This is a genomic window from Glutamicibacter sp. BW78, assembly GCF_002332245.1.
In the GTDB taxonomy this organism is placed as follows: domain Bacteria; phylum Actinomycetota; class Actinomycetes; order Actinomycetales; family Micrococcaceae; genus Arthrobacter_H; species Arthrobacter_H rhombi_A.
In genome coordinates, this window is the sequence record NZ_NRGU01000029.1 from 1 (window position 1) to 20,166 (window position 20,166).

Consider the following 20,166-nt stretch of genomic DNA (forward strand, 5'->3'; position numbering starts at 1 on the left):
GCCGACCGCCGTCGGACGTCAGTTGTCTGTGGCCCCGGGACCTAGTCGCCGTCGGGCCTCGGCGGGTTGGCCGGCTGGCCTTCGGCCGCCTGGGCCTTGGTCCGCCACGGGCCGACCTTCTCTCGGAAGGGTGCCTGGTTCCTGCTGCCTTCCAGCAGCTGGCCGGCGTCGGCGATGTCCCCAACCCGGTGGATCCGCAGCGAATTCGTGGAACCTGCCTGCCCGGGAGGTGAGCCGGCTGCGATCACGACCATGTCGTTGACCTCGGCCAGCCCCTCGGCCTGCAGCGACTGGTCGACCTGGGCCGTCATCTTGTCCGTGTGGTCGGCGTAGTCGACGAGGCGTGGCTGCACGCCCCAGACCAGCGTCAGGATGTTGTACGTATGCTTCAACGGGGTAAACCCAAGCACTGGCTTCGAGGGGCGCAGACGCGATAGGCGGCGTGCCGAATCACCTGATTGGGTGAAGGCGACGATGAACTTGGCATCGAGCTGGTCGGCGATTTCCACGGCGGCGCGGGTGATGGCCCCACCCCGGGTGCGTGGCAGGGTGCCGAGCGCCGGGATGCGTTCCAGGCCGTGGTCCTCGGTGGCAGAGATGATCCGGGCCATCGTCTCGATGGTCTCGATCGGGTACTGCCCTACCGAGGTTTCCCCCGAGAGCATGACGGCATCCGCCCCGTCCAGAACAGCGTTGGCACAGTCCGAAGCCTCGGCGCGAGTCGGTGTGGGTGACTCGATCATCGATTCGAGCACCTGGGTAGCAACGATCACCGGCTTGGCCCAGCGGCGGGCCAATTCCACGGCACGCTTCTGTACCAGCGGAACCTGTTCCAGCGGCAGTTCCACCCCCAGGTCGCCACGGGCCACCATGATCGAGTCGAAGGCGTCAATGATCTCTTCGAGGGCATCCACGGCCTGCGGCTTTTCGATCTTGGCGATCACCGGCAGACGGCGGCCTTCCTCGTCCATGATTTCGTGGACGCGTTCGATATCCGAGGCGTTGCGGACGAACGACAAGGCGATCATGTCCACGCCGGCCCGCAGGGCCCAGCGCAGGTCGTCTTCGTCCTTCTCGCTCAAAGCAGGGACGTTGACCGCGACGCCGGGGAGGTTGATGCCCTTGTTATTGGACACCTCTCCCCCGGTGATGACCTCGGTGACGACCTTGCGGTCATCGACCTCGACCGCACGCAGCGCGACCTTCCCGTCATTGACCAACAGGCGGTCCCCGACTTCAACATCCTGGGGCAGGCCCTTGAACGTCGTGGAGCAGATGTCCTTCGTGCCCTCGATGTCATCAATGGTGACGGTGAAACGGTCACCAACTTCCAACATATGCGGGCCATTGGAGAACCGGCCGAGCCGAATCTTCGGGCCCTGGAGGTCAGCGAACACGCCGACCGGGCGACCGAGTTTCTCCGAAGCCTGACGGACATTGGCCAGGTTCTCGGCGTGAGTTGAATACTCGCCGTGGCTCATGTTCAGCCGGGCCACATCCACTCCGGCCTGGATCGCCTGGAGCGTCTTCTCGAAGGTTCCTATGGCCGGCCCGAAAGTGGCCACAATCTTTGCGCGTCTCATACCGAAAGCCTATCCGCCTTAAAGTCGTCCGAAAACGGGGAAGCGGACGAATCCGCGACCCTCACATCATGTCGATGGGTCGATCGCTCGGTGCCACGGGGGCGGGCAACCGCGTCTCACCCATCAGGTACTTGTCCACTGCGGCGGCACAAGAGCGCCCTTCCGCAATGGCCCACACGATCAGCGACTGTCCGCGTCCGGCGTCACCGGCAGCAAACACGCCTGGCGTGTTGGTCATGTAGTAACCGTCTCGGGCGACATTGCCCCGGTCATCAAAATCGATCCCGGCCTGCTCATTCAGACCGGCGGGTTCCGGCCCGGTGAAGCCCAAGGCCAGAATCACGAGGTCGGCGGGAATCACATGTTGTGTTCCGGCCTTTGGCCGTCGGGCGCCGTCGATGTATTCCGTTTCCGAAACCATGACGCCGGTCACACGACCGTCCTCTCCTACGAACTCTACCGTAGATGCCAGATAGGTCCGGTCACCGCCTTCCTCATGTGACGAAGCCACTTCGAAAAGAGTCGGGCTCATCGGCCAGGGCTGGTGGGGCGAGCGTTCCCGCGGAGGCTGACGGCCGATGGCCAACGAGGTGACCGAGACGGCCCCCTGGCGATGCGTGGTGCCGATACAGTCGGATCCAGTATCGCCACCCCCGAGGACCACCACGCGCAGCCCTTCGGCGCTCATCGGCCGTGGCTCCGGGTGCCCGGCCACCCAACGGTTGGAGGGAACCAAGTAGTCCATCGCGAATTCGACCCCGTCCAATTCCCGACCAGGCAGGGGCAGATCTCGCGGTACGGTGGCCCCAGTGGCGACCACGACGGCGTCGTATCGTCGACGTAATTCGTCCCAAGTAATGTCATGTCCCACCTCGATATTGCACCGAAAGCGGGTGCCCTCGGCCCGCATCTGTTCAACGCGTCGTTCCAGCACCCGTTTTTCCATCTTGAAGTCCGGGATCCCGTACCGCAACAAACCACCGATGTCGTCGTCACGTTCATAGACCGCCACCGTATGACCGGCACGGGTCAACTGTTGCGCCACAGCCAGACCGGTGGGCCCGGAGCCGACCACGGCAATCGTCTGGTCGGTATGGCGTTCGGCCATGACCGGGACGATGGACCCATCCTCGAAGGCCTGCTCGGCGATCGATACCTCGATCTCTTTGATGGTCACCGCCGGTTGGTTGATACCCAAAACGCAGGAACTCTCGCACGGTGCCGGGCAGAGCCGCCCGGTGAACTCCGGGAAGTTGTTCGTCTCATGAAGCCGCTCGCTTGCTTCGGCACGACGTCCCTGCCAGGTCAAGTCATTCCATTCCGGGATCAGGTTGCCCAGCGGGCAACCCTGATGGCAAAACGGAATACCGCAATCCATGCAGCGCGAGGCTTGTTCACGCAGCACACCCTCCTCCTGGCGTTCGTGGACCTCCCGATAATCCATGATGCGCACCCGCACGGGGCGGCTCGGCGCGGGAACCCGTTCGGTGACGGTCAGGAATCCGCGGGGATCAGCCATGATTAGCCTCCAAAATTCGGGTCCAGACAGTGACGCCGTCGGGGTCGAGTCCTTCACGTTCGGCCTGGCGCAGGGTGGCCGTGACTGCCGCGTAGTTCCGGGGAACGACGGCGGTGATACGTGCCGCGGTTGCCGGGAAATCGAAGAGCAGCCCTGCGGCGAGCGTGGAGCCGGTTTCCTCGGCATGACGGGTCAATAACGCCTTCACGAGGTCGCGTTCCGCGGTTTCCAGCGGACGCAACACCAATTCCCCCGTCTCGATCGCCTGCCGGTTGAAGACTCCCCGGTCGGCATCGAGGAGATAGGCGATGCCGCCCGACATGCCAGCCCCGAAATTCCTTCCCGTCCGGCCCAGGACCAGGGCGGTGCCACCGGTCATGTATTCGCAGCCGTGGTCCCCGATGCCTTCGGCCACCGCCGTGGCGCCGGAGTTGCGGACCAGGAAGCGTTCGCCGGCCAGCCCGCGCAGGAACATCTCACCACTGGTGGCCCCGTAGCCAACGACATTTCCGGCAATGACGTTCCGTTCGGCCACCAGGGTGCTGCCGCGACCGGGACGGAGAATGATCCGTCCGCCGGAAAGACCCTTGCCGACATAGTCGTTGGCGTCACCCAACAGCCGCAGGGTGATGCCCGCCGGGAGGAAGGCCCCCAGCGACTGTCCGGCAGGCCCCGTCAGGGTCACGTCGATGGTGTCGATGGCCAGTTCTTCGATGCCGAACCGCCGGGTCACCTCGTGGCCAAGCAGGGTGCCCACCGAACGATCGGTGTTCGCCACGTCCAGCGCAATGCGCACCGGCTCCCGGGTCTCGAACGCCTCCGCGCTCAGTTCGATGAGCTGGTTGTCGAAATGTCGCTCGAGCTGGTGGTCCTGGCCGATGAGGTTGCGCACCGGCGAGTCCCCGCCGACCGCATCATCCAGCACGGGACGCAGGTCCAGGCCCTCGGTCTTCCAATGCCGAACCGCCTCGCTGGTGTCCAGCAACCCGGCCTGCCCGATGGCCTCCTCCAGGCTGCGCAATCCGAGTTCGGCCAGCAGTTCGCGGACCTCCTGGGCCAAAAATTCGAAGAAGTTCACCACGAATTCGGGTTTTCCGGTGAAACGCGACCGCAGCAGCGGGTTCTGGGTCGCCACCCCCACGGGGCAGGTATCCAGATGGCAGACCCGCATCATCACACAACCCGAGACCACGAGAGGGGCCGTCGCGAAGCCGAACTCCTCGGCGCCCAGCAGGGCGGCGATGACGACGTCCCGACCTGTTTTGAGCTGACCGTCCACCTGCACCACCACGCGCTCACGCAGCCCGTTCAGTCGCAACGTCTGTTGCGCCTCGGCCAGGCCGAGCTCCCACGGGGCGCCAGCATGTTTGAGGGAGTTCAACGGCGAGGCCCCCGTTCCGCCGTCGTGCCCTGAAATGAGTACGACGTCGGCGCGTGCCTTGGTCACCCCGGCGGCCACGGTGCCAATACCAATGCCCGAGACCAGTTTGACGTGGATCCTGGCCCGAGGATTGGCCCGTTTGGCGTCGTGAATCAGTTGCGCGAGATCTTCGATGGAGTAGATGTCGTGGTGTGGTGGAGGGGATATCAGGCCCACCCCCGGGGTGGAGTGCCGGGTCCGGGCGATCCACGGGTAGACCTTCTGGCTCATCAGCTGCCCGCCCTCACCGGGTTTCGCGCCCTGGGCCATCTTGATCTGGATATCCTCTGCCTGCGTCAGGTACAGGCTGGTTACCCCGAAACGACCCGAGGCGATCTGCTTCACCGCCGAACGCCGTTCGGGATCCAGCAGCCGGTCGATATCTTCGCCCCCCTCACCGGTGTTGGATTTGCCGCCGAGCCGGTTCATCGCGATCGCCAACGTCTCATGGGCTTCCTGTGAGATGGAGCCGTAGCTCATCGCCCCGGTAGCGAAACGCTTGACGATCTCCGACACGGGTTCCACATCGTCGATCGGGACCGGTTGCCGGTCCCCGGTTTTGAACCGCAGCAGGCCGCGTAGGGTCATCAGCTCCCGCGACTGGTCGTCAATGCCCCGGGTATAGGCCTTGAAGATGTCGTAGCGGCGCTCCCGGGTGGAATGTTGCAGCCGGAACACCGTTTCGGGGTTGAACAGGTGGGGCGGACCGCCGCGACGGTATTGGTATTCGCCGCCGGTCTGCAATCGCTTATGGGGTTCCTCGACGCCGTCGGGCAGGTAGGCGAAGGCATGCCGGGACGCCGTTTCGGCGGCGATGACGTCCAGGCCGACACCGCCCAACGGGGAATGCGTGCCAGTGAAGTACTGGTCAATGAACTGCGCGGAGAGCCCGAGCGCATCGAAGGTCTGGGCGCCGCAGTAGGAGGCCACCGTCGAGATCCCCATCTTGGACATGATCTTCAGCACCCCCTTGCCCAGCGCCTTGATCAGGTGGTGGTGGGCGGTCGCAACCGCCACGTCGCCCAAATGTCCGGCGTCGGACATCTCCTCCACGGTCTCCAAGGCCAGATACGGGTTGATCGCCGAGGCCCCGAAACCGATCAGCACGGCCACATGATGGACCTCGCGGACGTCGCCGGCCTCGATCACCAGTGAGGTCTTGGTGCGGTTCGCGCTGCGCAGCAGGTGGTGGTGCACCGCCGAGGTCAGCAGCAGGGAGGGGATCGGAGCCCACTGGGCGTTGGAGTCGCGGTCCGAGAGCACCACGTACTTCACCCCGCGGTTGAGTCCTGCGGACACTTGCTCGCAAATCTCCTGCAACCGGTTTTTCAGTTCGCCCGCTCCCCCGCCGACCCGGTACAGGCCGCGCACCTTCAACGAGGACTTCCCCCCGGTTTCATCGCGGATATTGGCGATCTTGGCCAGCTCGTCGTTGGTGATGACCGGGAAATCCAAGGACACATGGCGGGTTCCCACCTGCGCCGGATCCAGCAAGTTGCCGTCGGGGCCGATCGAGGTGGTCATGCTGGTCACCACTTCTTCCCGGATCGAATCCAACGGCGGGTTGGTGACCTGGGCGAAGGACTGCACAAAATAGTCGAACAGCAGCCTCGGGCGCTCGGAGAGGACGGCGATCGGGGTATCGCTGCCCATCGCGCCCAGCGGTTCGGCGCCGTTGCGGGCCATCGGAGCCAAGAGGATGCGTTTTTCCTCTTCGGTGTAGCCGAAGGTGCGCTGCCGCAATTGGACCGAGGCCGGGTTATGCGAAACGTGTTCGCGGTCGGGCAGATCGTCCAGGGACATCAGGTTCTCCCCCACCCATTCACGCCACGGCTGGGCGGCGGCGACGTCGGCCTTGATTTCCTCGTCTTCGATGATCCGCCCGGCCTCGGTGTCAATCAGGAACATCCGGCCCGGGGCGACGCGCCCCTTGCGCACGATACGATCCTCCGGGATGTCCAGCACACCGACCTCGGAGGCCAACACGACCAAGCCCTCGTCGCTGACCCAGTAGCGGGCCGGGCGCAGGCCATTGCGGTCCAGCACGGCGCCGACCAGGCTTCCATCGGTGAAGGCGACCGCCGCCGGTCCGTCCCACGGTTCCATGAGCATGGAATGATACTGGTAGAAAGCCCGCAGGTCCTCGCCCATCTCGGTGTGGTTTTCCCACGCTTCAGGGATCATCATCATGATGGCGTGGGTGATGGGCCGACCCGAGAGCATCAGGAGTTCGGCCACCTCGTCGAAGGAGGCCGAATCGGAGGCCCCCGGCGTGCAGATCGGGAACAGGTCATCCGGGTCCTCCCCCAACAGGGGTGAGGCGAGCTGGGACTGGCGGGCCCGCATCCAGTTGCGGTTCCCGCGCACCGTGTTGATCTCGCCATTATGGGCGATGGCGCGGAACGGCTGGGCTAGAGGCCAGGACGGGAACGTGTTGGTGGAGAACCGCGAATGGACGATGGCCAGCACGCTGGTATAGCGCGGATCCGATAGATCCGGGTAGAACGGTTCGAGTTGTGCGGTGGTCAGCATCCCCTTGTAGACCAGGGTGCGCGAGGAGAGCGAGGGGAAGTAGACTCCATATTTGTTTTGCGCACGTTTGCGCAGACGGAAGGCGCGGCCATCCAGCCGCAGCGGATCGCAGGCCTCGCCCGGGTCGGCTTCGACGATGAAGAGCTGGACCATTCGGGGCATGCACGAGCGGGCCAGGGCCCCGATCAAGGACATCGCTGTCGGAACCCTGCGCCAGCCCAGGACCTGCAGGTCCTCGCCGACCGCCAGTTCCTCGATCCCGGCCCGGGCCGCGGCTTCGCCGGCGTCGTCATCGGGGAGGAAGGCCATTCCGGCGGCGTAGCGGCCGGGGGCGGGCAGCTCGAAGTCGACGACTTCCCGGAAGAATTCATCGGGCAGCTGGGTGAGAATTCCGGCTCCGTCTCCAGACCCCTCGTCGGCGCCGACGGCGCCGCGGTGTTCGAGGTTACGCAGGGCTCGAAGTGCGTTGTCCACGATCTGATGAGTGGGTTTTCCGTGCAGATTGGCGACCATCGCCAGGCCGCAGGCGTCTTTTTCCTGGTCGGGCTGGTAGAGCCCCTGGGCCCGGGGTAGAACTGAGAAGCGGGTGAAGGGCGAGGACGTGTCCTCGCCCTGGCCCCGGGGGGCATTTTGCTGGTCTCCGGTCAGGTTCATGGTGTTCCTCTCGTGCCGACTCGGCGGGACCCGCCGTCAACACGACAGGCCTTACCGCAGGTACAGGTGTTCGAAGGACGGTGTACCGGGGGTGAGGGGCATCAGGGCCTTCGACCGAGCGTCGCAGAAAACCTGGGGATCCGGTTCGGCGTCGTATCGGTGGCTCACATCGTCGTGAAGTGTGGCCGCGTCGACTCGTGGTGACGGTGAGGCTGCATCCGCATCTTCTCCGCGAACGGGTGCTGGCCCGTCGGAGGAAAACCGTTTTTTTAGAGTAGCAGTAGTTCGGCTGACGGAGCAGGGGCCGACTGATTTTTTTTCGTAGGGCGCGTCCGGTCTCGGGAAGGCCGGGGCGCGGGACGACAGCTGGGCTCCGCCGTCGTCCCGCTCGTCAGGAATCCGCAGGAGCGGTGCGTCCACTCAATTCGGCGGCCAGCGCGGCCACGGCTTTGACCCCACCGTCGCGCAGGGCGGCTACCAGAGCGGTGCCGACGATGACGCCGTCTGCGTAGGCACCTATTTCACGGACATGCTCGGCTTTGGAGACCCCGAGTCCGACGCAAGCCCGTGGCGCTCCCGCCTCGTGCGCGGCATCAACGACGGCCTGGGCGGCGGAGGAGACCGAAGTCCGGGCTCCGGTGACCCCCATGATCGATACGCAGTAGACGAAGCCGCGACTGGCTTCCACCGTGGCGCGCATGCGTTCGGGCGTGGAACTCGGGGCAACGAGGAAGACCCGGTCGAGACCGTATTGATCGGAGGCCTCGAACCATTCGGAGGCTTCGTCGGGCACGAGGTCAGGGGTGATCAGTCCCGCACCACCTGCTTCTGCCAGACGTCGAGAGAACTCGTCAACACCGAGGCGTAGTACCGGGTTCCAATAGGTCATGACCATCACAGCGGCATCGCAACGCTCGGTAATACCGCGGACGATGTCGAAGACCTGGGCGACGCGGAATCCCTGGGCCAGCGATTGCACGGTGGCTGCCTGGATGACCGCCCCGTCCATGACCGGATCAGAGTAGGGGATGCCCACCTCGATGATGTCGGCGCCGTTTTCGGCGACGGCTACCGCTGCGTCGATGGTGGTCTGGATATCGGGGAAGCCGGCGGGCAGGTAGGCAATCAGTGCCGGACGGCCCTGGCTGCGGGCCCGCTCAATGGCTGCTTCTGAAGTCATACGGGTCATTCTGCTGCCCCTTCGTCCGTGTCGATGAGGTGGAACCATTCGGCAGCGGTCCCCACATCCTTATCACCGCGGCCCGAAAGGTTCACGATGATCGTCTTTTCCTGTGGGTCTCCCCCGGCCTCAGCCAGTTTTCGGCCGACGCGCAGAGCCCCGGCCAGAGCATGCGCCGACTCGATGGCCGGGATGATGCCTTCGGTCCGTGAGAGCAAGCTGAAAGCATCCATGGCCTCGGTATCGGTCACCGGTTCGTAGGTGACCCGTCCGATGTCGTGCAGGTAGGAGTGTTCAGGGCCGACGCCCGGGTAGTCGAGCCCCGCTGAGATGGAGTGCGATTCGATGGTTTGCCCATCCTCGTCCTGCATGAGATAGCTCCGTGCCCCGTGCAGCACCCCGGGCCGTCCCAAGGTGATGGTGGCGGCATGGCGGTCGGTGTCGACGCCGTCGCCTCCTGCTTCGAAACCGTAGATGGCCACGGAGGGGTCGTCGAGGAAACCGTGGAAGATCCCGATGGCATTGGAGCCTCCGCCGATGCAGGCGCAGACGGCGTCGGGCAATCGGCCGGTCTGGGCCAGGATCTGTTCGCGGGCCTCCTCGCCAATGACCTCGTGGAAGTAGCGGACCATGGCCGGGAACGGGTGGGCACCGGCAGCGGTCCCCAGCAGGTAGTGGGTGTTGTCGACATTGGCGACCCAATCTCGCAAGGCCTCGTTGATCGCGTCCTTCAAGGTTTGCGATCCGGCGGTGACCGGGATGACCTCGGCACCCAGCAGACGCATTCGGGCCACGTTCAGTGATTGCCGACGCGTGTCTTCGGCTCCCATGTACACCACGCATTCCATGCCCATGAGTGCTGCAGCGGTCGCACTGGCGACTCCGTGCTGTCCGGCTCCCGTTTCGGCGATGATGCGGGACTTTCCCATACGTTTGGCCAACAGCGCCTGGCCGATGACGTTGTTGATCTTATGGCTTCCGGTGTGGTTGAGATCTTCGCGTTTGAGGAAAACCCGGACACCCCCGGCATGCTCGGAAAAACGTTTAGCCTCGGTCAGCAGCGAGGGACGCCCGGAATAGTTGCGGTTGAGTTCTTTGACTTCGTCGATGAAGTCCGGGTCGGCTTTGGCTTTTTCGAACGTGTCATTGAGTTCGTCCAAGGCGGCAATCAGCGACTCAGGCATCCATCGGCCACCGAATTCACCGAAATACGGGCCCGGGGCGTGGCGCAGGCTCCTGCCTTCGGCCAGGAACGCGTCGGCGGGGTGTTCTGCGGAAACCGCGGGATCTTCTGGTATCTGGCTCATGCGGGGCCTTCCTTCGTTCGGGCGTGGTGGAGGGCTGTCAGTAAGGGGTCAGCGTCCACGCGGGGGCTTGGCCGCACTGCCGGCCTCGATGAACGAGCGCAGGGCGGTGAGTGGATCGTTGTCCTTGACGAGTGCTTCGCCGACCAGCACCGCGTCTGCACCCTGAGAGCCGTAGAGTCCGACGTCTTCGCTGCTGCGGATGCCCGACTCGGCGACCATGACCACGGAGTCCGGAATGTTCCCGGACAGCCGGGCGAAAGTCTCCCGGTCCACATCAAGGGTTTTGAGGTTGCGGACGTTAACCCCGATGATCCGGGCGCCGACGCGCAGGGCACGCTCGACTTCCCCGGGGGTATGGGTCTCCACGAGGGCGTTCATCCCCAGATCGTGGGTGAGGTCCAAGAACGAACCCAACTGCTCATCGTCCAAAGCGGCGACAATGAGCAGGACAAGATCGGCTCCGTGAGCACGGGCTTCGTAGATCTGGTAAGGATCAACGGTAAAATCCTTGCGCAGCAGCGGGGTTTCCACTGCTGCACGCACGGCGTCGAAATCTGCCAGAGACCCGCCGAAGCGGCGCTGCTCGGTGAGCACGGAGATCACCGATGCTCCCCCATCGCGGTATTGGCGAGCCAGGACCGCGGGTTCGGGAATATCGGCCAGAGCCCCCTTCGAGGGGCTGCGCCGTTTGACCTCGGAGATCACATGGAGCACCTGATCGCGTTGGGCCTGATCGTTGTGGCCGCCCAGGGCGGCGAAGGCGTCACGGGCTGGTGGGGCCGCCTGCGCCCGAGCCCGGATGGCTGCATCGCCGACCCGCAGCCGACGTTCGTGCAGGTCCTCGCGAACTCCGGAAATGATGTCCTCGAGAACGCTCACGATTAGTGTCCGTCGTTATTCGACCGGTGTCCTCCGACGCCGAAGCCAATCATGCGCATGACGAAGCCGGCGATGAGCCCGAGGATGATGATGACGATGCCGATGTAGACGCCGACTTCGGCGTGCAGGGCGAAGGAGATGCAGCCGACGAGGAAGCCCAGGAAGATGATGCCGACGCCCGTCCAGGCAGCGATGCTGTTTCCGTGTCCGACGGGCTCGGTGAGTACCGGGTCCGGGCCGTGCTCGGTCTGGACGGTCGCGTTGCTTGCCATGATCTGATCTACTCCTCAGTGCCTCAAGTATCCCCGGTCTTATTCGGGGCCAAACTGTGTTCTATTCTGCCATTCTTTTGGTGGCCGTGAGGCCATGTTGCGCCCGAGACAGCCGGGCGTGGCTAACCCGTGGGGTCTTCACCGCGGGACAAGCTGTCCCAACCGTCAATTTCGTCCATCGAATCCTCGCCCTCGGGGGCCGCCGGCGTGACGGCCAGGCCCGCCGACGCTGGCCCCGGTTCCGTCGCCGCTGCGTCGTCAGTGCTCGAGGGGTCCGCCCCCGGGGCCGGGGCGCTCTGGACGGCAGGTGCCGGGGTGTACTTCCGGCTGGCCTTCCAGCGGTGGCCGGCCACGGCCAACCACACGGCAGTGGCCATGATCCAGATGCCGATGACCACTGTCAGCCACGGCCAGAACGTCACGTCATAGTCTCCCTGGACCTTCAGGGTTCCCGCGGCCTCTCCCACCGTCGAAACTGCTGCTGAGACCGGGTCGGACAGCGCGCTGATCGCCGAGGCGGTGATACCCAACCCCGACAGGAGGATCAGCACGGCAATGACCCACCGCGCCAGCCGCCCGGCGATCGCGGCGGCGACCGATCCGGCCAGTACGACGACGGCTAGGGCCGCCACAGCGGTGGCTGCATCGTCACCGGATACGGTGAAGGGTTGCACGTTGATGGCCCCGCTGGAAGGAATGACATGGATCCAGGTCCTGGTGCTCATCGTCAGGGCGGCGATGGCGCCGATCACTCCGGCGGAGACAACCATGCGTTTGGACATCCAGCGCCCCCCGGCCTGTCGTTCAGGGGTCTTGTCGTTGGCGGGGTCGGTGGTCGGACTCATACGTCCTCCTTGGGTGCGGCCGGACGCAGGGTCCGTGCCGCCCAGACGGCCCGCAGCGGTGCTGCGGCCTTGTTGATGCTTTCCAATGATTCGGCGTCGGGGTCGGAATCTGCGACGATCCCGCCACCGGCTTGCACGTAGGCCCTGCCGTCTTTCAACAGGGCCGAGCGGATCGCGATGGCCAGGTCCATGTCTCCGGCAAAATCCAGGTACCCCACCACGCCGCCGTAGACGCCGCGACGGTGCGGCTCAAACTCATCGAGCAGCCGAAGGGCACGAGGCTTCGGGGCCCCCGAAAGGGTTCCTGCCGGGAAAGTTGCTGCCAGCACGTCGTAGGCGGTGGCCTGTGATTCCAAACGTCCGACGACGTTGGAAACCAAGTGCATGATGTGGCTGAAGCGTTCGACCTCCATGAACTGGGTGACCTCGACGCTTCCTGGTTCGCAGACCTTCGAGAGATCATTGCGGCTCAGATCGACCAACATGAGGTGTTCGGCCCGCTCCTTCTCATCGGAGAGCAAGTCCTTCTCATGCAGGGCATCGTCTTCGTAGGTTTCCCCGCGGGGCCGTGAGCCGGCGATGGGGTGGGTGACGACGTGGCGTTCGTTGACGGTGACCAGCGCTTCGGGTGAGGAACCGACGACGGCGTAGGTGGCGCCGTCAGCGTCTTCGAGGTTGTACAGGTACATATACGGGCTCGGGTTGGTCGTGCGCAGAATCCGATAGACATCCAACGGGTCGGCGGTGCATTCGAGTTCGAACCGTCGGGAGACCACGACTTGGAAGACTTCTCCATCGACGATGGCTTCCTTGCCACGCAGGATCGCCTGGCGATAGCCAGCTTCATCCCAGCTTTCCGTGACTGCCGCCATGAGCTCGCTGGTGGGGATCTGCGTCCCGGAGAAGACGGAGGCCGTCCCCGGGGTGGTTTCGGTCAGTGACTTCAGCATGACGTGCAGGCGGGACACGGCGTCGGCATAGGCCTCATCAACCCCCGTGTCGGCGCCATCCTGGTTGAGCGCATTGGCAATCAGCGTGACCGTGGAATCACGGTTATCCAGTACCGCCATGTCCCCCACGAGGTTCATGGCCAACTCGGGCAGACCGAGGTCGTCTCGTGGGGGGTTGGGCAGTTTCTCCCAGTGACGCACACTGTCCCAACCGATGAAGCCGACCATGCCTGAGGTAAATGGGGGCAGACCGTCAAGGGGTTCGGTGCGCAACCGGGCCACCGTATCGCGCAGGACCTCCACCGGTGTGCCCTGGGTCGGTACTCCTGCCGGTGGTGTCCCGATCCAGTGGGCCTTGCCGTCCCGTGTGGTCAGCGTCGCCGAGGATCCGCAGCCGATGAAGGAATAGCGGCTCCAGACGCCACCCGCCGCGGCACTTTCCATCAGGAAGGTTCCCGGGCGGCCTCCCGCGAGTCGTTCGTAGACGGCAATGGGTGTCACGGTGTCGGCCAGAACGCGCAGGTTCACGGGGATGACACTGCGGCTCCGCGCCAGTTCACGGAATTCCTCGAGAGTGGGGGAAACGACCCCGAATTCATGCATGTTGTACTGGTTTTCCTTGCGTTGTTGGAAGCTCTATGCGTCGGCCGGAGCCGGTCCTTCGACGACGGGAAGAGCCCGACCGTCGAAGCAGGTCCGTGTGCCGGTATGGCAGGCGGCCCCCACCTGGTGGACCTGGATCAGTAGCGCATCCCCGTCACAATCCCGTGCGGCCGAACGCACCAGTTGCTGGTGGCCCGAGGTGTCCCCCTTGCGCCAGTAGGTCTGACGTGACCTGGACCAGAAGGTGACCCTGCCGCTGGTGAGAGTCCGTCGCAGGGCCTCATCGTCCATCCACCCGAGCATCAGCACCTCACCGGTGTCATGCTGTTGGATGATGGCGGCCACCAGTCCATCGGCATCGCGTTTAAGTCCCGCAGCGATCTCTGGGTCGAGTGCGGTGTCCGGACGCTGGGGGGCTGGGTTGTGCGGCATCGTCTCTAGTCTACTGGCCTCGGACACGCGCCACGCAGTCGGTGACTCGGGTACCGGGCCGTAGGCCCCAGAACGTGCTAGCTTCAGGGGAATGCGATACGTACACCCGTCACGTGAAGTCCTCGCCGAGGTCCTGCTGGCAGCCGGGCCCGGCGAGCCGACCTTGTGCGCCGGTTGGAAGACCCAGCACTTGGCGGCACATCTGGTCCTCCGCGAGCACAGTCTTTGGGCCGCGGGGATCGCCGTTGGGGCGCTTCGCTCCCCCATGGAACGGCGGTTGCAGCAGGCGGCGCGTCGGGCCGAGGACCCCGGACACTATGCCGAGCTGGTGGACCGCTTTCTTCGAGGGCCTTCTGCCCTGTCACCGTTTTCTCTTCCTGCCGTGGGCCATGCCGCGAATCTCGTCGAATTTTTTGTTCATACCGAAGACGTCCGCAGGGCGGTGGATCGGTGGGCACCGCGCGTCCTGGACACGGACTATGCGGATGTTCTGTGGGCTGCCTTGATCCGTCAAGCTGCAGTTTTCTACCGGGGTACCGACGTGGGCATCATCCTGCGCCGTCCAGAGGGCCAACGCCATGTGGTCCGCAAGGCCTCCACTTCGGTGGCCATCACCGGGGATCCCGGAGAACTGCTGATGCACGCGCTCGGACGGCGCAATCATGCACTGGTGACGTTTGAAGGCTCCCCCGACGCCCTGGCCTTGTTCTCGAGCTCCGAAGGGTAGCTTCTAGGATTCTTCGAGAATCTTCGCCAGAACAGCGGCCTGGCTGTGATCGATATCCTTGGTTGCGGATAACAACGTCAGCCGTTTGCCGCGCACGCAATCCTTGAGTTTCTGCAGCGCAGCCCGACCGGTTTCGGTGTCGAGTTCCGAACGGTATTTTTTGGCGAATTCCTCGAACTTTTCCGGATCGTGGCCATACCATTGACGTAATTCGGTCGACGGAGCCACGTCTTTATTCCAGTCGTCGAGCGCAGCATCGGTCTTCTTGATTCCCCGCGGCCAGATCCTGTCCACGAGGACCCGTGTTCCGTCATTGTGGCTGGGCTCTTCTTGGACTCGCCGGACCCACACATTCAACGACATTGCCCCTCCTCGGATGGCTTTTCTCGGAGCATACCCCGGGTGAAGCCCGGGGCGAATGCCCGTCACCGTAACGCTGATGCTTCGGAGTCCCACCACTGAAGTACCCGGAGGCCCCACAAGGTGAGCCATTTCGACGGTTCACCGGGCGGAACATCGACGTCAAACCACGTCTGCCCCGGCAGCCGCGCCTGCTGCTGCCACGTGCCGTCTGGGGCCCGGGCTGCACGGATCATCCCAATCGCCGCTGACAGTCGGGCATCTGGCGGAGTGCCCTCCAGGAGCGCAGCATCCCGAAAATGTTCCAGTGCGGCGAGGGCACTGTATCGGTGGCGATTCGGGTAGACGAGTTGCCAGGCGAACTCTCCGACGAGTTCTCCGGTCGTCTGCCGGTAGAGCAGTCGTCGTTTCAATAGGTATTCTTCACCGCCGTGGCGGGCAACACGTAGTGAGGTATCGCCGGTGATCTGCTCATAGGAGAGCATGCCGCGAACCGCGTTGAGGGTCGAGTGGAATGACGAACGCTTCGAGTCCCCTTCTTCGGCTTCACAATTCCATCCTCCGTCGGCCAGTCGATGGGCTGGAAACCAGTCGATGAGTCGTGAGACATCCGCGCCGAGCCACGCCCCGGTCGCCAGCGTGAAAGAGTTGATGCAGACATCGACTTCTCCACCCCAATACGGCAGGTCTTCGTACTCCCACGTACTGTTGCTGGCGAGTTTTTCGGCTGTTCCTGCCAGCGCCTCAGCATTAAGACCCCATTCACGCAGGTCCTTCAGGACCCAGGTGGTTGCCGTCCACGGCTGGCCCGGTTGATCGGCTTCAGCGCTACCAAAGAATCCTGCAGGAAAGAAAGCCCCACCGGCCCACTGCCCGTCGACTCCCTGCCGGGAGAGCAGATCGGCGCCGTAGCCAGTCGTCGCAACCTGCGCTCTCGTTGTCTTCCACACCGCAGGCTTCGCCTCGGCAAGATCCCTCTCGACTTGCCAACGCAAGGCAGGATCCGAGTCCAGAAGCCAATCGAGCGTCTCCGGTCTAGTTGCCATTCCTGCAGGCTACCGTCGAGGCCACCGAGGGGGAAGATCATTCGGAGGGCAGCCTGTGCTCCGTGCTGCCGTGACGCCACTGCGGCGGCTCACACGGCAGGAGGTCCAGCGCGGCCGGCCGGTCCTTGGAGATTCCACATCCAGGGGGAAGCGTGGTGGAGGACTTCTCGGAGCCTCTGCCTGAGCGCCGTGTGGTATTGGACACGAAGCGTGTGGCCTTCGTAGGTCATCTGTTCGCCCACCAGCAGGGCAACCACGCGCAGGGTCCGGATCGAGTTTGAGACGAAGGCGGGTACGGGGCCCGGTTCTCCCCGCAGGAATGCCTTTTCGACGGGTTCCACCCATTCGAGGGCGTCGGCTGGGTTCAGGTGCCGATTAGCCAGCGTGATGGCGATGGAAAATCCCAGCCGGTCATCTTCCTGATCACGCCAGATCCCCGGCCCCTGATGCAGCATCCTGCGGACCGCAAGGTCAAGGACGGGTCGTGGCGATTCCGTGGCCTTCCAACCGATGGCGCCGAGAACGTCGGCTCCGTGTGCCACGGCGTGGAGCCATCCACGGGTCATATCGTAGCCGGTGATGTCTGCTTCGCTGGCATACCAGCTCGCGAAGTGCGGGAACCAACCTGGTGAACAGACATCGCGGAGAATCAGCGGGACGAGTGCCAGCGCCGCGAAACTTCTGGCTTCCACGCGGTCGTGGGACAGCCTTTCCACCAACGTCGCCCCCAGGAAAGCCAACTGTGCTTCGGAAACGTGACCTCTATCCACCAGCTCGCAGAGCCTGCCCAGCGATTCGCCGTCCCTCACGGTTGGATCGGGTGAGCTCAGATCTTCGAGCAGCTCGATGATCTCCACATCTGAAACATTCTCTCTCGACGGTGGCATTCCCTGAAACTAGCACGGAGCCGAGGGGCGGCCACTTACATCGCCCCGGACCCCAACGCCTGTCTGGCGTTCACAGGTCCCGAGCTGCGGGAACGGTGGTTGGCCATCGTGCGTGCGGATGGACCGAAAGGTACAACGAATCGTTGCCCCGATACAGCAGTCGGGTGGCTTAGAGCGCGCGCGTCCGGTAGTGGTAGGTGGATGCGGTGCTGAAGCCCAAGGCGTTGTAGAGCACGATCGCCCCCACATTGGACTCCCGAACCTGTAACCAGACGCCCGCCAATTCGCGGCGGTGGGCCTCGTGCAAGACCGCTTCCATCACCAGACGTGAGTAGCCCTGACGGCGGGCCTCAGGACGGGTGGTCACGCAGTAGATGCCCGCGTACTCCTCCACCGTGGCCAGACGCGCGATCGACTCGATCCGCCCATCCACCCGCAACGAGACATAGCTGGCCGGTGTGCCCGTCAGGATGCGCCGCGAAACGTCCCGATCATCCTCTGCAGCAGGTCCATCCTGATACCAAAACAGTTCGAGCCAGTCCTGCGGGGGCTCATCGGTAAATTCGATGCGGGTGTCGGGGACGATCTCGGCGAAGCGGTCCAGTTCCCAGCCGTCCATCACCTGAACCAGGGTGGGTGTTCCGACGGTGTAACCGCGGGCCGCCAAATAGGCGTCGAGGTCAGCGGGTTGTGCCGCCGGGGAAATCTGGAAGGTCGAGTTCAGCCAACGCGCGGCACTGCGCGTTTCGACTTCCTCGAGCGCGGCGTCGAGATCATTGGGTGCGCCAACCGGGAGCACGGAGTTGGCGCGCTGGCTGATTCCGGCCGAGAAACGTAAGGTCCACCCTCCGACGGCACTCTTTTCAAGAGCAGGCCACGCGGCATCCATCAGCCGGTCTAGCTCTTCTGGTTCAGCGAACAGGATAACCTGCCTCCTTAATGGCGTGTTTGACCCGGGCAATCATGTCGACCGGACCGAAGTGAAAGATCGAAGCCGCCAGAACCGCGTCGGCTCCAGCAGCGACTGCCGCCGGGAAGTCCCCGGGCGAGCCGGCACCGCCGGAAGCGATGATCGGCACGTTCACGGCAGCACGGACGGCAGAAATCATTTCCAGATCGAAGCCGTTCTTGGTCCCGTCCGCGTCGATCGAGTTCAGCAGGATCTCCCCGACCCCGCCGTCGGCGGCCTCACGGGCCCAGACCACGGCATCGATCCCGGTCCCGGTGCGTCCACCATGAGTGGTGACTTCGAATCCCGAGGGGAGGGAGGGGTCGCTGCTGCGTTTGGCGTCCACCGATAAGACCAGCACCTGGGAACCGAAGCGTTGGGTGATCTCCCGGATCACCTCGGGGCGCTTCACGGCAGCCGTGTTGATCGAGGCCTTATCGGCTCCGGCCCGCAGCAGGCGGTCGACATCCTCGACCGAGCGCACCCCACCGCCAACGGTCAAGGGGATGAAGACTTCTTCGGCCGTGGTGCGGACGACGTCGAACGTCGTTTCCCGGTCCCCGGAGGTGGCGGTCACGTCCAAGAACGTTAGTTCGTCGGCTCCTGCCGCGTTATAACGTTTGGCTAGTTCCACGGGGTCGCCGGCATCGCGCAGGCCTTCAAAGTTCACTCCCTTAACAACGCGTCCCGCATCGACGTCAAGACAGGGAATGACACGGATGGCTACAGTCACGGGTTGGGTCCCCTAAATACGAATGGCGTGGATGTTGGTCACGAGGATGGCGCGGGCGCCCAGCTCATAGAGTTCGTCCATGATCTTATTGGCTTGGGCCTGCTTCACCATCGAACGCACGGCCACCCAGTCGCCGTCGTGCAATGGTGAGACCGTGGGCGATTCCAATCCCGGGGTCAGTGCGCAGGCCTGGGCCACGAGATCCTTGCGGATGTCGTAGTCCAGCATCGCGTAGCGACGGGCCACCAGGACGCCTTGGAGGCGACGGGTGAGGATTTCCAGTCCATGCGGGTGTTCACCGGTACGCCCAATGAGCACGGCTTCGGATTCCAGGATGGCTTCGCCAAAGGTTTCCATCCCGGCCGCGCGCAGGGTGCTGCCCGTCTCGACAACGTCGGCGATCGCGTCGGCCACACCCAGACGAACCGAGGATTCAACGGCGCCATCCAGGCGGACCACCGCCGCGTTGATCCCCTGCTCTTCGAGGTAGCTCTTGAGCAGGACGTCGTAACTGGTCGCTACCCGCTTGCCTTCGAGCTGTTCAACGCCGGAGAAATCTCCCACGGGTCCGGCGAAGCGGAAGGTCGAGGCGCCCAGTCCCAGTGGCAGGAGCTCTTCGGCATCGCCGTTGACTCCGGCGTCGATGAACAGATCACGTCCGGTGATCCCCACGTCGAGGATGCCCCGTCCGACGTAGACGGCAATGTCGCGTGGTCGGAGGTAGAAGAACTCGATGTCGTTATCCGGGTCGACCATCACCAGTTCGCGGTTGTCGCGCCGCTGGCGGTACCCGGATTCGTTGAGCATGGCGGTGGCGGCCTCCGAGAGGGCGCCCTTATTTGGTACGGCTACTCGCAACATGGCGGTGCTCTTTTCTGTGCTGCTGTTCGGTGGTCTGCGCTCTCCTGGCCGCCGACCCCACCCTGGGCGGGGTTGGGCGGCTAGAGATGCTTATAGACGTCTTCCAGCGACAGTCCCTTGGCCAGCATCATGACCTGCAGGTGGTACAGCAGCTGCGAGATTTCTTCGGCTGCTTCCTCGTCGGTCTCGTATTCGGCGGCCATCCAGACTTCGGCTGCTTCTTCCACGATCTTCTTACCAATGCCGTGGACACCCGAATCTAGCTCCGCGATGGTGCGGGAACCCGCGGGACGGGTTTGTGCCTTTTCGGCCAGTTCGGCAAAGAGGGTGTCAAAGGTTTTCACCCTTCAAGCCTAGCCGTTGGCCACGCGCCGCCCCGACTCCGAGGTTTCAATGTGACGAAACCGACGATTCGGAGCGGCTGCGT

18 protein-coding genes are annotated in these 20,166 nt (G+C 64.1%); 1 reads left to right on the forward strand and 17 read right to left on the reverse strand.

Going from position 1 to position 20,166, the window contains the following annotated elements:
• Positions 1 to 41: 41 nt before the first annotated feature.
• The 10 genes from pyk to hisI form a co-directional block, all read right to left on the reverse strand.
• Positions 42 to 1,583 (reverse strand): pyruvate kinase, encoded by a 1,542-nt coding sequence (gene pyk / locus CIK75_RS03770; protein WP_086999991.1) that lies wholly within the window; start codon positions 1,581 to 1,583, stop codon positions 42 to 44.
• Between the two features lie 61 nt (positions 1,584 to 1,644).
• On the reverse strand, positions 1,645 to 3,102 hold the full coding sequence (locus CIK75_RS03775; protein ID WP_086999989.1) for a glutamate synthase subunit beta: 1,458 nt from the start codon (positions 3,100 to 3,102) through the stop codon (positions 1,645 to 1,647).
• The gene (gltB, locus tag CIK75_RS03780) at positions 3,095 to 7,708 is read right to left on the reverse strand and encodes a glutamate synthase large subunit (RefSeq protein WP_086999987.1); all 4,614 of its coding nucleotides are present in this window, start codon (positions 7,706 to 7,708) and stop codon (positions 3,095 to 3,097) included. The genes CIK75_RS03775 and gltB overlap by 8 nt, the downstream gene beginning before the upstream one ends.
• A 391-nt stretch (positions 7,709 to 8,099) precedes the next feature.
• Positions 8,100 to 8,897, reverse strand: a complete 798-nt coding sequence (trpA, locus tag CIK75_RS03785; RefSeq protein ID WP_086999985.1) for a tryptophan synthase subunit alpha — start codon at positions 8,895 to 8,897, stop codon at positions 8,100 to 8,102.
• On the reverse strand, positions 8,894 to 10,186 hold the full coding sequence (gene trpB / locus CIK75_RS03790; RefSeq protein ID WP_087000084.1) for a tryptophan synthase subunit beta: 1,293 nt from the start codon (positions 10,184 to 10,186) through the stop codon (positions 8,894 to 8,896). Before trpB ends, trpA begins: the two co-directional genes overlap by 4 nt.
• 57 nt (positions 10,187 to 10,243) lie before the next feature.
• Positions 10,244 to 11,074, reverse strand: coding sequence for an indole-3-glycerol phosphate synthase TrpC (gene trpC / locus CIK75_RS03795; protein ID WP_086999983.1), 831 nt, complete (start codon positions 11,072 to 11,074; stop codon positions 10,244 to 10,246).
• A gap of 2 nt (positions 11,075 to 11,076) precedes the next feature.
• Positions 11,077 to 11,346, reverse strand: a complete 270-nt coding sequence (locus CIK75_RS03800; protein WP_241895276.1) for an HGxxPAAW family protein — start codon at positions 11,344 to 11,346, stop codon at positions 11,077 to 11,079.
• A 122-nt stretch (positions 11,347 to 11,468) separates the two neighbouring features.
• Positions 11,469 to 12,191, reverse strand: coding sequence for a Trp biosynthesis-associated membrane protein (locus CIK75_RS03805; RefSeq protein ID WP_086999981.1), 723 nt, complete (start codon positions 12,189 to 12,191; stop codon positions 11,469 to 11,471).
• A complete protein-coding gene (locus CIK75_RS03810; RefSeq protein ID WP_086999979.1) occupies positions 12,188 to 13,744 on the reverse strand; it encodes an anthranilate synthase component I in 1,557 nt (518 codons plus the stop codon). Before CIK75_RS03810 ends, CIK75_RS03805 begins: the two co-directional genes overlap by 4 nt.
• Positions 13,745 to 13,777: 33 nt before the next feature.
• A complete protein-coding gene (hisI, locus tag CIK75_RS03815; protein WP_086999977.1) occupies positions 13,778 to 14,176 on the reverse strand; it encodes a phosphoribosyl-AMP cyclohydrolase in 399 nt (132 codons plus the stop codon).
• A 91-nt stretch (positions 14,177 to 14,267) separates the two neighbouring features.
• Between hisI and CIK75_RS03820 the strand changes: the two genes are divergently transcribed.
• The gene (locus tag CIK75_RS03820) at positions 14,268 to 14,903 is read left to right on the forward strand and encodes a TIGR03085 family metal-binding protein (protein ID WP_086999975.1); all 636 of its coding nucleotides are present in this window, start codon (positions 14,268 to 14,270) and stop codon (positions 14,901 to 14,903) included.
• Between the two features lie 3 nt (positions 14,904 to 14,906).
• Here the strand turns inward: CIK75_RS03820 and CIK75_RS03825 are convergent, their stop codons facing one another.
• From CIK75_RS03825 to CIK75_RS03855, 7 genes are all read right to left on the reverse strand, one after another.
• A complete protein-coding gene (locus tag CIK75_RS03825) occupies positions 14,907 to 15,266 on the reverse strand; it encodes a DUF488 family protein (RefSeq protein ID WP_086999973.1) in 360 nt (119 codons plus the stop codon).
• Between the two features lie 62 nt (positions 15,267 to 15,328).
• Positions 15,329 to 16,309, reverse strand: coding sequence for a squalene cyclase (locus CIK75_RS03830; protein WP_086999971.1), 981 nt, complete (start codon positions 16,307 to 16,309; stop codon positions 15,329 to 15,331).
• Positions 16,310 to 16,398: 89 nt separating this feature from the next.
• Positions 16,399 to 17,196 carry a DUF2785 domain-containing protein gene (locus tag CIK75_RS03835; RefSeq protein WP_086999969.1) on the reverse strand — a complete coding sequence of 266 codons (798 nt, stop codon included), beginning with the start codon at positions 17,194 to 17,196 and terminating at the stop codon, positions 16,399 to 16,401.
• A 169-nt stretch (positions 17,197 to 17,365) separates the two neighbouring features.
• A complete protein-coding gene (locus CIK75_RS03840; protein ID WP_086999967.1) occupies positions 17,366 to 18,085 on the reverse strand; it encodes a GNAT family N-acetyltransferase in 720 nt (239 codons plus the stop codon).
• A 22-nt stretch (positions 18,086 to 18,107) separates the two neighbouring features.
• Entirely contained in the window at positions 18,108 to 18,878 is a 771-nt protein-coding gene (gene hisF, locus CIK75_RS03845; protein ID WP_086999964.1) for an imidazole glycerol phosphate synthase subunit HisF, read from the reverse strand.
• 12 nt (positions 18,879 to 18,890) lie between these two features.
• The gene (gene hisG / locus CIK75_RS03850) at positions 18,891 to 19,739 is read right to left on the reverse strand and encodes an ATP phosphoribosyltransferase (protein WP_086999962.1); all 849 of its coding nucleotides are present in this window, start codon (positions 19,737 to 19,739) and stop codon (positions 18,891 to 18,893) included.
• 80 nt (positions 19,740 to 19,819) lie between these two features.
• Positions 19,820 to 20,083 carry a phosphoribosyl-ATP diphosphatase gene (locus CIK75_RS03855; RefSeq protein ID WP_086999960.1) on the reverse strand — a complete coding sequence of 88 codons (264 nt, stop codon included), beginning with the start codon at positions 20,081 to 20,083 and terminating at the stop codon, positions 19,820 to 19,822.
• Positions 20,084 to 20,166 lie beyond the last annotated feature (83 nt).

What these genes read in the sequence shown, in the direction of transcription:
- CIK75_RS03805 (WP_086999981.1), bottom strand. Translation starts at nt 12,191, where the DNA reads ATGAGTCCGACCACCGACCCCGCCAACGACAAGACCCCTGAACGACAG.
- CIK75_RS03830 (WP_086999971.1), bottom strand. Translation starts at nt 16,309, where the DNA reads ATGGCAACTAGACCGGAGACGCTCGATTGGCTTCTGGACTCGGATCCT.
- hisG (WP_086999962.1), bottom strand. Translation starts at nt 19,739, where the DNA reads ATGTTGCGAGTAGCCGTACCAAATAAGGGCGCCCTCTCGGAGGCCGCC.
- CIK75_RS03840 (WP_086999967.1), bottom strand. Translation starts at nt 18,085, where the DNA reads ATGGATGCCGCGTGGCCTGCTCTTGAAAAGAGTGCCGTCGGAGGGTGG.
- CIK75_RS03835 (WP_086999969.1), bottom strand. Translation starts at nt 17,196, where the DNA reads ATGCCACCGTCGAGAGAGAATGTTTCAGATGTGGAGATCATCGAGCTG.
- hisI (WP_086999977.1), bottom strand. Translation starts at nt 14,176, where the DNA reads ATGCCGCACAACCCAGCCCCCCAGCGTCCGGACACCGCACTCGACCCA.
- gltB (WP_086999987.1), bottom strand. Translation starts at nt 7,708, where the DNA reads ATGAACCTGACCGGAGACCAGCAAAATGCCCCCCGGGGCCAGGGCGAG.
- CIK75_RS03820 (WP_086999975.1), top strand. Translation starts at nt 14,268, where the DNA reads ATGCGATACGTACACCCGTCACGTGAAGTCCTCGCCGAGGTCCTGCTG.
- CIK75_RS03775 (WP_086999989.1), bottom strand. Translation starts at nt 3,102, where the DNA reads ATGGCTGATCCCCGCGGATTCCTGACCGTCACCGAACGGGTTCCCGCG.
- pyk (WP_086999991.1), bottom strand. Translation starts at nt 1,583, where the DNA reads ATGAGACGCGCAAAGATTGTGGCCACTTTCGGGCCGGCCATAGGAACC.
- CIK75_RS03825 (WP_086999973.1), bottom strand. Translation starts at nt 15,266, where the DNA reads ATGTCGTTGAATGTGTGGGTCCGGCGAGTCCAAGAAGAGCCCAGCCAC.
- CIK75_RS03810 (WP_086999979.1), bottom strand. Translation starts at nt 13,744, where the DNA reads ATGCATGAATTCGGGGTCGTTTCCCCCACTCTCGAGGAATTCCGTGAA.
- trpA (WP_086999985.1), bottom strand. Translation starts at nt 8,897, where the DNA reads ATGACCCGTATGACTTCAGAAGCAGCCATTGAGCGGGCCCGCAGCCAG.
- CIK75_RS03800 (WP_241895276.1), bottom strand. Translation starts at nt 11,346, where the DNA reads ATGGCAAGCAACGCGACCGTCCAGACCGAGCACGGCCCGGACCCGGTA.